Annotated in this window: 13 protein-coding genes and 1 tRNA gene; 6 read left to right on the top strand and 8 right to left on the bottom strand. The window is 72.2% G+C overall.

The window, feature by feature from the left end:
• The first annotated feature begins 63 nt into the window (after positions 1-63).
• Positions 64-1,041, top strand: a complete 978-nt coding sequence (locus tag ACF07V_RS15380; RefSeq protein WP_392154451.1) for an aldo/keto reductase — start codon at positions 64-66, stop codon at positions 1,039-1,041.
• Positions 1,038-3,302, top strand: a complete 2,265-nt coding sequence (locus ACF07V_RS15375; RefSeq protein ID WP_392154449.1) for a helix-hairpin-helix domain-containing protein — start codon at positions 1,038-1,040, stop codon at positions 3,300-3,302. Before ACF07V_RS15380 ends, ACF07V_RS15375 begins: the two co-directional genes overlap by 4 nt.
• 103 nt (positions 3,303-3,405) lie before the next feature.
• Here the strand turns inward: ACF07V_RS15375 and ACF07V_RS15370 are convergent, their stop codons facing one another.
• Entirely contained in the window at positions 3,406-4,068 is a 663-nt protein-coding gene (locus ACF07V_RS15370) for a hypothetical protein (RefSeq protein WP_392154447.1), read from the bottom strand.
• Between the two features lie 47 nt (positions 4,069-4,115).
• On the opposite strand from ACF07V_RS15370, the gene ACF07V_RS15365 reads away from it, so the two are divergent.
• Positions 4,116-4,304 carry a DUF5703 family protein gene (locus ACF07V_RS15365; protein WP_015032473.1) on the top strand — a complete coding sequence of 63 codons (189 nt, stop codon included), beginning with the start codon at positions 4,116-4,118 and terminating at the stop codon, positions 4,302-4,304.
• Positions 4,305-4,383: 79 nt separating this feature from the next.
• On the opposite strand, the gene ACF07V_RS15360 is transcribed toward ACF07V_RS15365, so the two are convergent.
• The 3 genes from ACF07V_RS15360 to ACF07V_RS15350 all read right to left on the bottom strand — a co-directional run bounded on the left by ACF07V_RS15360 (position 4,384) and on the right by ACF07V_RS15350 (position 7,070).
• On the bottom strand, positions 4,384-5,223 hold the full coding sequence (locus ACF07V_RS15360) for a chaplin (RefSeq protein WP_392154445.1): 840 nt from the start codon (positions 5,221-5,223) through the stop codon (positions 4,384-4,386).
• Positions 5,224-5,361: 138 nt separating this feature from the next.
• A complete protein-coding gene (gene chpH, locus ACF07V_RS15355; protein WP_015032475.1) occupies positions 5,362-5,595 on the bottom strand; it encodes a chaplin ChpH in 234 nt (77 codons plus the stop codon).
• Positions 5,596-5,744: 149 nt separating this feature from the next.
• The gene (locus tag ACF07V_RS15350; RefSeq protein ID WP_392154442.1) at positions 5,745-7,070 is read right to left on the bottom strand and encodes a M20/M25/M40 family metallo-hydrolase; all 1,326 of its coding nucleotides are present in this window, start codon (positions 7,068-7,070) and stop codon (positions 5,745-5,747) included.
• A gap of 209 nt (positions 7,071-7,279) precedes the next feature.
• Here ACF07V_RS15350 and ACF07V_RS15345 point away from each other — a divergent pair.
• Together ACF07V_RS15345 and ACF07V_RS15340 are read left to right on the top strand one after the other, a co-directional pair.
• Positions 7,280-7,367, top strand: a tRNA-Leu gene (locus tag ACF07V_RS15345).
• Positions 7,368-7,419: 52 nt separating this feature from the next.
• Entirely contained in the window at positions 7,420-8,346 is a 927-nt protein-coding gene (locus ACF07V_RS15340) for a pseudouridine synthase (RefSeq protein ID WP_392154440.1), read from the top strand.
• Here the strand turns inward: ACF07V_RS15340 and ACF07V_RS15335 are convergent.
• From ACF07V_RS15335 to ACF07V_RS15320, 4 genes are all read right to left on the bottom strand, one after another.
• Complete coding sequence (locus ACF07V_RS15335; RefSeq protein ID WP_392154438.1) at positions 8,330-8,959, bottom strand: MBL fold metallo-hydrolase; 630 nt, start codon at positions 8,957-8,959, stop codon at positions 8,330-8,332. The two genes, ACF07V_RS15340 and ACF07V_RS15335, sit on opposite strands and share 17 nt — an antisense overlap.
• A complete protein-coding gene (locus tag ACF07V_RS15330) occupies positions 8,956-10,044 on the bottom strand; it encodes an S-(hydroxymethyl)mycothiol dehydrogenase (RefSeq protein ID WP_392154436.1) in 1,089 nt (362 codons plus the stop codon). The genes ACF07V_RS15335 and ACF07V_RS15330 overlap by 4 nt, the downstream gene beginning before the upstream one ends.
• A 135-nt stretch (positions 10,045-10,179) precedes the next feature.
• Entirely contained in the window at positions 10,180-11,640 is a 1,461-nt protein-coding gene (locus tag ACF07V_RS15325; protein ID WP_392154434.1) for an amino acid permease, read from the bottom strand.
• A gap of 204 nt (positions 11,641-11,844) precedes the next feature.
• The gene (locus ACF07V_RS15320) at positions 11,845-12,546 is read right to left on the bottom strand and encodes a FadR/GntR family transcriptional regulator (RefSeq protein ID WP_392154432.1); all 702 of its coding nucleotides are present in this window, start codon (positions 12,544-12,546) and stop codon (positions 11,845-11,847) included.
• Positions 12,547-12,703: 157 nt separating this feature from the next.
• On the opposite strand from ACF07V_RS15320, the gene ACF07V_RS15315 reads away from it, so the two are divergent.
• The gene (locus tag ACF07V_RS15315; protein WP_392154430.1) at positions 12,704-13,228 is read left to right on the top strand and encodes a gluconokinase; all 525 of its coding nucleotides are present in this window, start codon (positions 12,704-12,706) and stop codon (positions 13,226-13,228) included.
• Positions 13,229-13,276: the final 48 nt, after the last annotated feature.

Raw genomic sequence — 13,276 nt, 5'->3', positions numbered from 1 at the left:
CGTCAGGACGTGGTTGTCCACAGGCTCTCTCCGCGTGGTGCCCTGGCCAGTACTCTCGCGCCCATGGAGCAGAGGCATCTCGGACGTACCGGCCTGCGTGTGTCGCGCATCGGACTCGGCACCCTCACCTGGGGACGGGACACCGACGAGCACGACGCCGCCGAGCAGTTGAAGGCGTTCTGGGACGCGGGCGGCACGCTCGTGGACACCGCCGACGTGTACGGCGGGGGCGAGGCGGAGTATCTGCTCGGCCGCCTGATGGAGCGCCTGGTGCCCCGGCAGGACCTCGTCCTGTCGACCAAGGCCGGCAGCGTCCCGGACCCCGACCGGCGTACGGACGGCTCGCGCGGGCACCTGCTCGCCGCGCTCGACGCCTCCCTCGCCCGGCTCGGCACCGACCACGTGGACCTGTGGCAGCTGCACGCCTTCGACCCGTACACGCCCCTGGAGGAGTCGCTCCAGGCCCTCGACATCGCCGTACGCAGCGGCCGGGCGCGGTACGCGGGCGTGGCCAACTTCTGCGGCTGGCAGCTCGCCAAGGCGGGCACCTGGCAGCTCGGCGGCGACCGGACCCGGCTCGCGGGCGCCCAGCTGGAGTACTCGCTGCTCCAGCGGGGCGTCGAGCGGGAGGTGCTGCCGGCCGCGATGGACCTCGGCATAGGCCTGCTGCCCTCCTCCCCGCTGGGGCGGGGGGTCCTGACGGGGAAGTACCGCAGCGGCACGCCGACGGACTCGCGGGGCGCCTCCGAGACGATGGCGCCCTTCGTGGAGCCGTACCTGGACGAGGCGGCGAGCCGGATCGTGGACGCCGTGGCGACGGCGGCGGACGGGCTCGCGACGACCCCGCTCCACGTGGCCCTCGCCTGGGTCCGGGACCGGCCCGGAGTGACCGCGCCGATCGTGGGCGCGCGCACGGCGCGGCAGCTCACGGCCGCGTTGTCAGTGGAGGCCCTTAGTCTTCCTGACGAGATCTGTCGGGCGCTGGACGATGTGTCGGCGCCCGTGCACCGCTATCCGGATCACGACTGGAGCACCTTGTGACCGAGCCTTCCGGGGAGACCGCGCCCGAGGCCGTGGAGCCCGCCGACCGGCCGGGGACGGCCGAAGAGCCGGGAACGGACGCAGAGCCGGGCGGGGACGAGAAGCCGGGTACCGCCGAAGAGGCGGGGACGCCCGAAGAGCCGGATGTGAACGAGAAGCCCGAGGCGAGCGAAGAGCCCGGCGCGGACGAGAAGTCCGGGGCGGACGGCGAGCCCGGCGCGGACGAACAGCCCGAGGCGGACGGCGAGCCCGGCGCGGGCGGGGCCGCCGAGGGGGCCGGTGCGGGTGAGTTGAGCGAGGCTCAGGCCGAGCTTGCCGCGCAGCGGGAGCTGCGGGCGAAGATCGAGGCGCGGAAGGCCGAGAAGAGCGGCCCCGTGGTGAGCGGAGCCAAGCTGAGCGGCACGGCCGCCGACCTCCTCGCGGCCGTCCGGGCCGTGGAGGGCGGCGCCGGCTCGGGCAGCACGTTCTACGAGGCGGCACCCGAGCCCCGCCGCCCCGCCGCCGAGGCGGCCCCGGCGATGACCGTGCGGCCCCCCGCACCGGAGCGGCCTGCGGCGCCGGCGCCCGGCACCACGGCCGCCGTCCGGGAGGTCCTCGCCGAGGGCGGCGCCCCCGAGGCGCTGGCCGTCCAGGTCGCCGCCGCGCTCGGCGAGGGCGCGGCCACCGCGCTGCGCGAGGACCCGTGGCAGCTGCTCGCCGTGGCCGGGGTCCGGCCCGAGCAGGCCGACGGTTTCGCGCGGGCGCTGCTCGGCCCCGCGTGCGGCCCCGGCGACCCGCGCCGCACCGTCGCCCTGACCGTGTGGCTCCTGGAGCGGGCCGCCCTCCAGGGGCACACGGCCCTGGAGATCGGGACCGTGCGCGCCGGACTCGCCGGACACGCGGTGCCCGACCCCGAGCAGGCGGTCGAGACGGCCGTCTCCGAGGGCGCGGTCCTCGTCTTCCAGGAGGAGGAGACGGCGGAGGAGCCCTACGACGGCGAGGACGACGAGGACGACGAGGAGGCGCCCGCACCCGCCGCGGAGCAGGAGCCCGCCACTCCCGTCCTCCTCGGACTCGACCGGTACGCGCTCGCGGAGGAGAGCCTCGCGGACGGTCTCGCCCGGCTGGTCAGGACGGCGACGCCCGCCACCTGGGAGGGCGCCGAGCTCGAGCGTGCCGCCGGGGAGCACGGCCTCGTCCTGCACACCGGCGGAGAGGCCTCGCGCGCCGAGCCGGTGGCGCTGGCCGCGGCGGCCCGTGAGCGCGGGCTGCGCACCCTGGTGGCCGTCCACGCGGACGCCGGGCGCCAGGCCGCCGGGGCGGACGCGGTGACGGTCGCCGCCCTGCTGTCCGGGGCCGCGGGCCCCGGCCGGGACGAGGACGGCGCCTTCGCTCTGGACCTGCTCGTGGTCCTCGACGCGCCGCAGCTGGACGTGGAGACCGGCGCGATGCTGGTGGAGTCCCTGCCGGACGGCTGCCGTCTCGTGCTGAGCGGCGACCCCGAGGTGCTCGGCGCGCCGGGCGCGGGCCGGGTCTTCGCGGACGTGCGCGCGGCCCGTGTGTGCCCGAGGATCGCCTCCCGCGTCCCCGACCCGGGGCCGCTCGGCGAGCTGGTGTCGGGCATCGGCGTCGGCGAGCTGCACCAGGTCGAGGCCCCCGGCAAGGAGGTCGTGATCGTCCCGGTGCGGGACGCGGGCGAGGCCGTGCACCGTACGGTCCAGCTGGTGGCGGACTCGGTGCCCCGGGCGATCGGGGTGCCGTCCGAGCAGACGCAGGTCGTCACGGTCGGCCACGGCGGCTCGGCCGGCACGCGCGCGCTGAACGCCGCCCTCAAGCAGCGGCTGAACCCCGGCCCCGGCCGGTTCGGGGGCTACGACCCCAGGGACCGGGTGGCGTACGCGCCCGTGCCGGGACGCACGGTGACCGGCACGGTCCTCTCGGCCGACGCCGAGGGACTGCGGCTGCGCTGCGGGGACGACGAGCTCCTCGTACCGAAGGAGCGGGTGGAGTCGGCGCTGCGGCACGGCTGGGCGCTCACCGCGCACCAGGCGGCCGGGGCGCGCTGGCCCGCGGTGGTCGTGGTGCTCCCCGGGGACGCCGCGGGCGGCCTGAGCCGGCCGTGGGTGTACACGGCCTTCGGCCGGGCCGAGCGCCATCTGTCGGTCGTGCACGGCGTGGACCAGGCGCTGGCCCGCGCGGTGGCCGAGGGGGTGGCCCCGGAGCGCACGACGCGACTGCGGCCGCTCCTGGAGGGGCTGCTCGCCGCCGACGAGGAGAAGTAGCGGCACGGGACGAAGGAGGGGGCCGGGACACCGCAGTCGGTGTCCCGGCCCCCTCGCGTCCCCTGGGAGGCCGGTCGGAGGTCAGGCGTCGGGCATCGAGGCGTCAGACGCCCGCGCCGCCGGCCGCCACGTCCACCGGCTCGTCCTCGTCCTCCTCCTCGTCGAAGACGGAACTGACGTCGAAGCGGCAGACGATCCGCTCGGGATCGGCGTGGTCGAACGGGGCGCCGAGCCACTCCCCCGGTTCGGGGAGCTCCTCGGCGGCGGTGACCCAGAGCGTGGAGTCCCCCTCCTCCAGGCCGAACTCCTTGTGCCGGGAGGCGATCTCGTCCGGTTCGTACTCGCCGAAGAGCACGCCGAGCGCGGCGAGCGGCGAGACACCGGCCTTGGCGGCCGCCGCCGTGTCCGCGTCGTCGCCGAGCTCGGCGACGCGGCGGGCCTGGGCGAGCAGGCGTTGTGGTTCCGCCACGGCGTAGTCGCGGCGGATCAGGAGGCTGACGGCGTGAGGTTCGTCAGGTCCGGTGTACGGCGGCAGGTTGCCGTCGGCTCCCGGGATCTCGAAGGGGGTGACCTCGTCGTAGCGGTCGTAGAGGAGCTCGTCGTACGCCTCGGCCGCCGAGGCGAGGGCGTTGAAGGCTTCGTAGACGGCCGTGTCGTCGTCTCCCGTGCGGCGTTCGACCGCCGCGAGGTGACGGTCCAGTGCGGTCTTGACCGCCTCGGCGGCGGCACGTACCTCGGCAGCGGTGGGCTGCGCAGCATCAGACATGGGACAGACGCTATCCGTACCGGGCCCGTGCCCGCACAATAGATGCGATGCCGGAATACGAATTTGTCGACGTGTACGTGCCGCGCGGTGTCTCCCGCAAGGAGGCGACGCGGCTCCTGACCGACCATGCCGAGTACGGACACTGGGAGTTGGACCGTCTGAGCCTCCACCGGGACGGGAGCCGCAGAGTGCGGCTGAAGCGGCGGATCATCCGCCAGGTCCGGGCGACCTGGTAGCCGGAAGCAGTCCGACGAGAAACGAGAAGGGGCCCCGCGGTGTGCGGGGCCCCTGTGCGTGGTGCGTGACCGCGGCGGCTCAGGCGGCGCTGCGGGCGCGGCGGTAGATCAGCGAGCCGGCGAGCAGCAGTCCGGCACCGGCGGGGACGATCACGCCGAGCGGACCGGAGCCGGTCTCGGCGAGCTCCTCGACGGCGCGGGGCGGGGTGACGATCTGGGCACCGGGAGTGTTCGGCCCGCCCTCGCTGCCGGGGGTACCCGGGGTGCCGGGAGTGCCAGGGGTGCCGGGGGTGCCAGGGTGGCCGGGCGTACCGGGGTTACCCGGGGTGCCAGGGTTACCGGGAGTGCCAGGGTTACCGGGGGTGCCGGGGTTACCAGGATTCCCGGGGTTGCCGGGGTTGCCCGGGTTACCGGGGTTCCCAGGGTTGCCCGGGTTCCCAGGGTTGCCCGGGTTACCCGGATTCCCAGGAGTGCCCGGCCCCTCCTCGCCGTACCCCGTGTCGCCGCCGTTGGCGCAGTCGTTGCCCGTGACGGCGTTGCCCAGGCCTACGCCCGTGACGTTGTTGCCGCAGACGTTCACCGGGACGTCGACCGGGACCTGCACGTTGTTGCCGGAGCCCACGCCCGGAGAGTTGCTCGTGTGCCCGCCGGCGGAGGAGCCGCTCCCGGACGAGGAGGTGTTGGCGCACGTATTGCCAAAGGCCGGATTGAGTACTCCGACGACATTGACGGTGTTTCCGCAGGCGTTCACCGGTACGTGCACCGGGACCTGGACGGAATTTCCGGACGCGACGCCCGGGGAATTCATGGCCGTACCGTTCGCGCCGGAATCGGCGTGCGCATATCCGCCACCGACGGCGGCGAAAACGCCTCCCGCGGCCGCGACGGTGATAAGGCCCTTGCGCGTGACCTGTCGCATAGCTTGTTCCTGCCTGCTCGGCTGAGAAAGAGTGCCACCGGGCGGTCGGCCCGGGGCGGAATGGCCACCGGCCCCGGAGTGCATGGCACGCACTCCGAGGCCGGACCGGCTCACACCCTCAAGGGGCGAGGCGCAACGTCAGGCGTTGACGCAGGTGTTGCCGAAGGCGGGGTTCAGCAGCCCGATGACGGACACGGTGTTGCCGCACACGTTGACGGGAACGTGGACCGGCACCTGGACGACGTTGCCCGAGAGGACACCGGGGGAACCGATGGCCGCACCCTGGGCACCCGCGTCGGCAACGGCCATGCCCGCACCCGCGAGAACGAGACCGCCGGTGGCAGCCGCAGCAGCGACGACCTTCTTGATCATTATTCCTCCTAGTTGGCAATGCGGCCCCAGCCGCGGACCGCATCACCTGTAACGAGGGGGAATGGTGAGGGCTACGAGCCCCCACGCGCATTCACTCTTTCCGGTCACATGCAAACGGGCGGACGAATTCGAAGCGGATCCTGTGGCCCTCAGCAGGCGTCGAGGAAACGGTCCAGGACCCGGACGCCGAACTTGAGGCCGTCCACCGGGACCCGCTCGTCCACGCCGTGGAACATGCCGGCGAAGTCGAGCTCGGGCGGCAGCTGGAGCGGCGCGAAGCCGAAGCAGCGGATGCCGAGGTCGTCGAAGGACTTGGCGTCGGTGCCGCCGGAGAGCATGTACGGCACGGCACGGGCGATCGGGTCCTCGGCGCGCAGCGCCAGCTGCATGGCGTCGACCAGCGCGCCGTCGAAGCTGGTCTCCAGGGCCTTGTCGCCGTGCACGTCCTCGCGCTTCACGCGGGGGCCGAGGATCCGGTCGAGGTCGGCCAGGAACTCCTGCTCGTACCCGGGCAGGAAGCGGCCGTCGACGTGCGCCGTGGCCTGGCCCGGGATCACGTTCACCTTGTAGCCGGCGCCCAGCATGGTGGGGGCGGCCGAGTTGCGGAGGGTGGCGCCGACCATCTTGGCGATGCCGCCGAGCTTGGCGAGGGTGCCGTCCATGTCCTCGGGGTCGAGCGGGGTGCCCAGGGCGTCCGAGAGCTCGTCCAGGAAGGACCGCACGGTCTTGGTGACCCGCACCGGCCACTGGTGGCGGCCGAGGCGGCCCACGGCCTCGCAGAGCTCCGTGATGGCGTTGTCGTCATTGGTCATGGAGCCGTGGCCGGCGGTGCCCTCGACGGTCAGCCGCATCCAGTGCATGCCCTTCTGGGCCGTCTCGACCAGGTAGAGCCGCAGGTTCTCGTTGACGGTGAAGGAGAAGCCGCCGACCTCGCCGATCGCCTCCGTGACCCCGTCGAAGAGGTCGCGGTGCTTGTCGACCAGGTGCCGGGCGCCGTAGGTGCCACCGGCCTCCTCGTCGGCGAGGAAGGCGAGGACGATGTCGCGCGGGGGCTTGCGGCCGCTGCGCAGCCGGTCCCGGACGACCGCGAGGGTCATCGCGTCCATGTCCTTCATGTCGACGGCACCGCGGCCCCAGACGCAGCCGTCGGCGATCTCGCCGGAGAACGGGTGGTGGGTCCAGTCCTCGGCGTTGGCCGGGACGACGTCGGTGTGGCCGTGGATGAGCAGGGCCGGACGCGAAGGGTCCTCGCCCTCGATCCGGGCGACGGTGGAGGCCCTGCCCTTGTGCGACTCGATGATCTTCGGCTCGAGTCCCACCTCCGCGAGCTTCTCGGCGACGTACTCGGCCGCCGCCCGCTCCCCCGGACCGGAGTGGTCGCCGTAGTTGCTGGTGTCGATGCGGATGAGGTCACGACAGAGGTCCACCACCTCGTCCTCGCCGCTGACGCTCCGGGTCGTGTTCGACTCGCTCACGCTGCTTCCTCCCACTACGTGCCCCACGTGCTTCCTTGTGATCTCCCCCATCCTCCCGCGTGGCCCCCTCACCGCCCAAGGGCGCCGGGGGGCCCGACACGCCGCTGTCACGTGCCGGGGGCCGAACGGGGGTGGTGATCGACCCGCTCAGATCTTTGCTATTGTTCTGTTCGTCGGAAGGGCCGAGCGGCCCGGAGGACAGACACCTTGTCCGGGTGGCGGAATGGCAGACGCGCTAGCTTGAGGTGCTAGTGCCCTTTATCGGGCGTGGGGGTTCAAGTCCCCCCTCGGACACCAGCGAAAGGCCCCACATCATGTGGGGCCTTTCTCGTTACGGCAGTAGGACCCGGTGCGACGCAGAACGAAGGCCCCCCTCTCCCCCCTCCCCCAGCGGGACGGGATCGATCCGGTGCGGGTGCGGCTGCCCGAGGACCCCGAGGGGGTCTGGGGAACCGTGGGCGCGCATCTGCGCGACCGGTACGCGGGCGCGATCGGGGCCGGGCAGGTCGAGGAGATGCTGCTGAGCGGCCGTTTCATGGGGGTGGACGGCCCCGTGGGCGGCGACGAGCCGTACACCGTGGGGCGGTACCTCTGGTTCCACCGGGACTTTCCGGTGGAGACCCCGGTGCCGTTCCCGATCGGAGTGGTCCACCGCGACGAGCGGATCCTGGTCGTGGACAAGCCGCATTTCCTGGCGACGATGCCCCGGGGCCGGCACGTGACGCAGACGGCCATGGCGCGGCTGCGGCGGGAGCTGGGGGTGCCGCTGCTGCAGCCCGCGCACCGTCTTGACCGGCTGACGGCGGGGCTCGTGCTGTTCGTCGTGCGGGAGGAGGACCGGGGGGCGTACCAGACGCTGTTCCGGGACCGGGCCGTGCGCAAGGAGTACGAGGCGGTGGCTCCGTACGATCCCGGGGTGGAGCTGCCGGTGACGGTGCGGAGCCGGATCGAGAAGGAGCGCGGGGTGATGGCGGCCCGCGAGGTGGCGGGTGAGCCGAATGCCGAGAGCCGGATCGAGCTGGTGGAGCACGGGGGCGGCCTCGGGCGGTACCGGCTGGTGCCGGTGACCGGGCGGACGCATCAGCTGCGGGTGCACATGAACGGTCTCGGGCTGCCGATCCTGCACGATCCGGTGTATCCGGTGGTGCGTGAGGACGGGCCGGAGGACTTCGGGCGGCCGCTGCAACTGCTGGCGCGGACGCTGGAGTTCACCGACCCGTTCACGGGTGGGGAGAGGCGTTTCGAGAGCCGGCTGGCGCTCAGTGGCCTCGGTTGATCCACTCCTGGAGGTGGGGGGCCTCCGTGCCGATCGTGGTCGTGTCGCCGTGGCCCGTGCGGACGACCGTCTCCGGCGGGAGGCCGAGGAGCTTCTCGCGGATCGAGTCGACGATCGTCGGGAAGTCCGAGTAGGACCGGCCGGTGGCGCCCGGGCCGCCCTGGAAGAGGGTGTCGCCGGTGAAGACGGTGCCCAGGTCGGGGGCGTACAGGGAGACCGCGCCGGGGGCGTGGCCGGGGGTGTGGAGGACCTTCAGGTCGGTGCCCGCGATGGTGAGGACCTGACCGTCGGCGAGTTCTCCGTCCGGGGTGTGGTCCGGGTGGGTCAGCTTCCACAGCGGCTGGTCGGCCGGGTGGAGCAGGATGCGGGCGCCGGTGGCGGCCGCGAGGGCCGGGGCGGCGTCGATGTGGTCGTCGTGGGCGTGGGTGCAGACGATGGCGCGCAGGGCGCGGCCGTCGAGCGCGGCGAGGATCGCCCCGGCGTCGTGGGCGGCGTCGATGACGATGGCCTCGGTGTCGTCGCCGACGATCCAGACGTTGTTGTCGACGTCCCAGGTGCCGCCGTCGAGGCTGAAGGTGCCGGAGGTGACCAGGTGGTCGATGCGGGCGGTCATCGGAGGACCACCACCGAGCGGAGGACGTCGCCCTCGTGCATGCGGGCGAAGGCCTTCTCGACGTCGCCGAGGCCGATGGTCTCGGTGACGAAGGCGGCGAGGTCGATGCGGCCCTGCTGGTGCAGGTCGATGAGCATCGGGAAGTCGCGGGACGGCAGGCAGTCCCCGTACCAGGAGGACTTGAGCGCGCCGCCGCGGCCGAAGACGTCGAGGAGGGGCAGGTCGAGTCGCATCTCCGGGCTGGGGACGCCGACCAGGACGACCGTGCCGGCGAGGTCGCGGGCGTAGAAGGCCTGCTCGTACGTCTCGGGGCGGCCGACGGCCTCGATGACGACGTCGGCGCCGAAGCCGCCGGTGAGCTCGCGGATCGCCTCGACGGCGTCGGCGGTGCGGGAGTTGACGGTGTGGGTGGCGCCCATCTCCTTCGCCTTGGCCAGCTTGCGGTCGTCGATGTCCACGGCGATGATCTTCGCGGCTCCGGCGAGGCGGGAGCCGACGACGGCCGCGTCGCCGACGCCGCCGCAGCCGATGACGGCGACGGTGTCGCCGCGGCCGACGTTGCCGGTGTTGATCGCGGCGCCGATGCCGGCCATCACGCCGCAGCCGAGGAGGCCCGCGACCTCGGGGGCGACGGCCGGGTCGACCTTGGTGCACTGGCCGGCGGCGACGAGGGTCTTCTCGGCGAAGGCGCCGATGCCGAGGGCCGGGGAGAGCTCCGTGCCGTCGAGCAGGGTCATCTTCTGCTTGGCGTTGTGGGTGGCGAAGCAGTACCAGGGGCGGCCGCGGGTGCAGGCGCGGCAGGTGCCGCAGACGGCGCGCCAGTTGAGGATCACGAAGTCGCCGGGGGTGACGTCGGTGACGCCCTCGCCGACGGACTCGACGATTCCGGCGGCCTCGTGGCCGAGCAGGAAGGGGAACTCGTCGTTGATCGCGCCCTGCTTGTAGTGGAGGTCGGTGTGACAGACGCCGCAGGCCTGGATCTTCACGACGGCCTCGCCGGGGCCGGGGTCGGGGATGACGATCGTCTCGACCCGTACCGGTTCGTTCCTGCCGGGGGCGATGACCCCCTGGACGTGCTGCGGCATCGCGAACTTCCTTTTCTCCGAACGGATCTTGCAAGGGATCTTGTAAGGCTCTTGCGTACCACTATCTCCTGACAAAAGGCGAGACCCCCGCAGGCCGTGCCTGTGGGGGTCCCGCCGTCTCCCGTGGGGGGAGTATCAGTCCTGCTGGGCCGCGGAGGTCGCGCGGACCCGGCGGCGGACCAGGAACCAGCCGCCGGTGAGCGCGGCCGCGATGAGCGGCAGGCAGTTCACGGTGGTGCGGCTGATGCCGCCGTCCATCCACATGAGGACGAGAACGGAGGCGAGGAAGCCCAGGGTCACGATCTGGGTGTACGGGGCCCAGGGCAGCTGGTAGCCGGGGCGGGTGACCTTGCCCTGCTCGGCGCGGCGGACGAACAGCAGCGAGCAGACCATGATCATGGCCCAGGTGCCGATGATGCCGATGGAGGCGAAGTTGAGGACCAGTTCGAAGGCCTCGCCGGGCATGACGTAGTTGAGGGCGACGCCGAGGACGCCGAAGCCCGCGGTGAGGAGGATGCCGCCGTAGGGGACGCCGCCCTTGTTCATGACGCCGGTGAACTTCGGCGCGGAGCCGGAGAGCGACATGGAGCGCAGGATGCGGCCGGTGGAGTAGAGGCCCGAGTTGAGGCTGGAGAGGGCGGCGGTGAGGACGACGAGGTTCATCACGCCGGCGGCGCCGGGGATGCCCAGCTTGTCGAAGACGGTGACGAAGGGGCTCTGGTCGCCGGAGTACGCGGTGTACGGGAGGATCACCGCGAGCAGGATCACCGAGCCGACGTAGAAGAGGCCGACGCGCCACATGATCGAGTTGATCGCCTTCGGCATGATCTTCTCGGGGTTCTCGGTCTCGCCGGCGGCGACGCCGCAGAGCTCGACGGAGGCGTAGGCGAAGACGACGCCCTGGATGAGCAGCAGCATCGGCATCATGCCGTTGGGGAAGATGCCGCCGTTCTCGGTGATGTTGGCGAGGCCGGGGGTGTGGCCGCCGACCTCGTGCGAGGTGACGACGAGGAAGATGCCGACGAGCATGAAGGCGACCAGCGCGGCGACCTTGATGATCGCGAACCAGAACTCCATCTCGCCGAAGTACTTCACGGAGATGAGGTTGGCGGTGAGGACGACCGCGAGGGCGATCAGGGCGAGGACCCACTGCGGGATGTCGCTGAACATGGCCCAGAAGTGGGCGTAGGTGGCGGCCGCGGTGATGTCGGCGACGGCGGTGGTCGACCAGTTGAGGAAGTAGAGCCAGCCGGCCGTGTAGGCGCCCTTCTCGCCCATGAACTCACGGGCGTAGGAGACGAAGGCGCCGGAGGAGGGACGGTAGAGCACCAGTTCGCCGAGGGCGCGCACCACGAAGAAGGCGAAGACGCCGCAGACGGCGTACGCGATGAAGAGGGACGGGCCCGCCTGGGACATGCGGCCGCCGGCGCCCAGGAAGAGGCCGGTGCCGATGGCGCCGCCGATGGCGATCATGTTGATGTGCCGGGACTTGAGGTCCTTGCGGTATCCGGCGTCGCCGGCGTCCACGTGGGGGGAGGCGGCCGTGTTCGCCTGTGCGGCGGACAGCGGCTCGGCCGCGATGACGCGGTCACTCATGGAGTTGTTCGCCTTCGTGAGGGGGAGCTGTGCGGTGCCCGGCCGTACCTGGTGTGGGGGGTGTCCCCATGACGGGGGAGGGTGTCCCCGGCACGGCCAGCGCACATCCTCACGGCAACGGCGCCCCACTGACTGTGGCGCATATCACTGAACGCCCATATTTGAGCTAGTTCAGAGCTTTACGGGCGGGTAACAGCAGGTGAACTACGGAGCGAGGACGTCAAGTTCCCGCAGGGCGCCGACCGCGATCTGACGGGTGAGCTCCTCGGCGCGGGCCGCGTCCCGCTCCCGTACGGCCTCGGCGACCTGGACGTGGAGGGTGACGGCGGCCGGGTCGGGGTCCTCGAACATCACGTGGTGGTGGGTGCGGCCGGTGAGCACCTCGGCGACGACGTCGCCGAGGCGGGCGAACATCTCGTTCCCGGAGGCGTTGAGCACGACCCGGTGGAAGGCGATGTCGTGGACGAGGTACTCCTCCAGGCGCCGGCCGCGCGAGGTGGCGACCATGCCGAGGGCCTGCTCGGTGAGCTCACGGCACTGCTCGGGAGTGGCGTTCAGGGCGGCCAGGCCGGCGGCGACCGGTTCGACGGCCGAGCGGAGCACGGTGAGCGAGCGGAGCTGACGGGGGCGGTCGGCGCCGGCGAGCCGCCAGCGGATGACCTGGGGGTCGTACACGTTCCAGCTGGCGGTGGGGAGCACGGTCACGCCGACGCGGCGGCGGGACTCGACGAGGTGCATGGACTCCAGGACCCGGACGACCTCGCGGACCACGGTCCGGGAGACGTCGAAGCGCTGGGCGAGCTCGTCGGTGCGCAGCACGGTGCCCGGCGGGTACTCGCCGGCGGTGATCGCGAGACCCAGGGTGGCCAGGACGTGTGAGTGGAGCCCCTGGGCCGGTGTCGTCATGGCGATCAGCCTATGCGCGCGGACGCGTGTGATCACACCCGGGAATTAAAAGTACGACTTTTATGTCACAGACTCTTGAATACGTCGTACCCAATGGGTTTCATGAGCGCGACGGATTCACCGAATCGATGTCGAAGAAGACAGCGAGGCACCCCCCATGAGCACCACCCCCCTCTCCGCTCCCCCGGTCGTCGTCGTGATGGGCGTCGCCGGGACCGGCAAGACCACCATCGGTCCGCTGGTCGCGGAGGCGCTCGGCCTGCCGTACGCCGAGGGCGACGACTTCCACCCGGCGGCCAACGTCGCCAAGATGTCGGCCGGCGTCCCGCTGGACGACAGCGACCGGGGGCCGTGGCTCGACGCCATCGGGGAGTGGGCGCACGGCCGGGCCGGACTCGGCGGGGTCGTGAGCAGCTCCGCGCTCAAGCGGATCTACCGGGACCGGCTGCGTGCCGCCGCGCCCGGGGTCGTCTTCCTGCATCTGACCGGTGACCGGGAGCTGATCGAGGGGCGGATGGCCGCGCGCAAGGGCCACTTCATGCCCACCGCGCTCCTCGACTCCCAGTTCGCCACCCTGCAGCCGCTGCAGGACGACGAGGCCGGCGTCGCCGTCGACGTCTCCGGCACCCCCGAGGAGATCACCGCCCGCGCCGTCGCCGCCCTGCGCGGCCTGGCCGGCTGACCTCTCCTCCGTACCCCCGCACCCCCGTACCCCTTCCTGCCCGTACGA

Source organism: Streptomyces sp. NPDC015661 (assembly GCF_043077765.1).
Lineage (GTDB): Bacteria > Actinomycetota > Actinomycetes > Streptomycetales > Streptomycetaceae > Streptomyces.
Note: the sequence above shows the minus strand (reverse complement) of the source record. Positions and strands in the feature narration are given on the sequence as shown.

Coding starts and splice junctions, on each gene's coding strand:
- ACF07V_RS15330 (WP_392154436.1), bottom strand. CDS start 10,044: ATGCCGCAGCACGTCCAGGGGGTCATCGCCCCCGGCAGGAACGAACCG.
- ACF07V_RS15315 (WP_392154430.1), top strand. CDS start 12,704: ATGAGCACCACCCCCCTCTCCGCTCCCCCGGTCGTCGTCGTGATGGGC.
- ACF07V_RS15370 (WP_392154447.1), bottom strand. CDS start 4,068: ATGTCTGATGCTGCGCAGCCCACCGCTGCCGAGGTACGTGCCGCCGCC.
- ACF07V_RS15335 (WP_392154438.1), bottom strand. CDS start 8,959: ATGACCGCCCGCATCGACCACCTGGTCACCTCCGGCACCTTCAGCCTC.
- ACF07V_RS15360 (WP_392154445.1), bottom strand. CDS start 5,223: ATGCGACAGGTCACGCGCAAGGGCCTTATCACCGTCGCGGCCGCGGGA.
- chpH (WP_015032475.1), bottom strand. CDS start 5,595: ATGATCAAGAAGGTCGTCGCTGCTGCGGCTGCCACCGGCGGTCTCGTT.
- ACF07V_RS15365 (WP_015032473.1), top strand. CDS start 4,116: ATGCCGGAATACGAATTTGTCGACGTGTACGTGCCGCGCGGTGTCTCC.
- ACF07V_RS15320 (WP_392154432.1), bottom strand. CDS start 12,546: ATGACGACACCGGCCCAGGGGCTCCACTCACACGTCCTGGCCACCCTG.
- ACF07V_RS15380 (WP_392154451.1), top strand. CDS start 64: ATGGAGCAGAGGCATCTCGGACGTACCGGCCTGCGTGTGTCGCGCATC.
- ACF07V_RS15325 (WP_392154434.1), bottom strand. CDS start 11,640: ATGAGTGACCGCGTCATCGCGGCCGAGCCGCTGTCCGCCGCACAGGCG.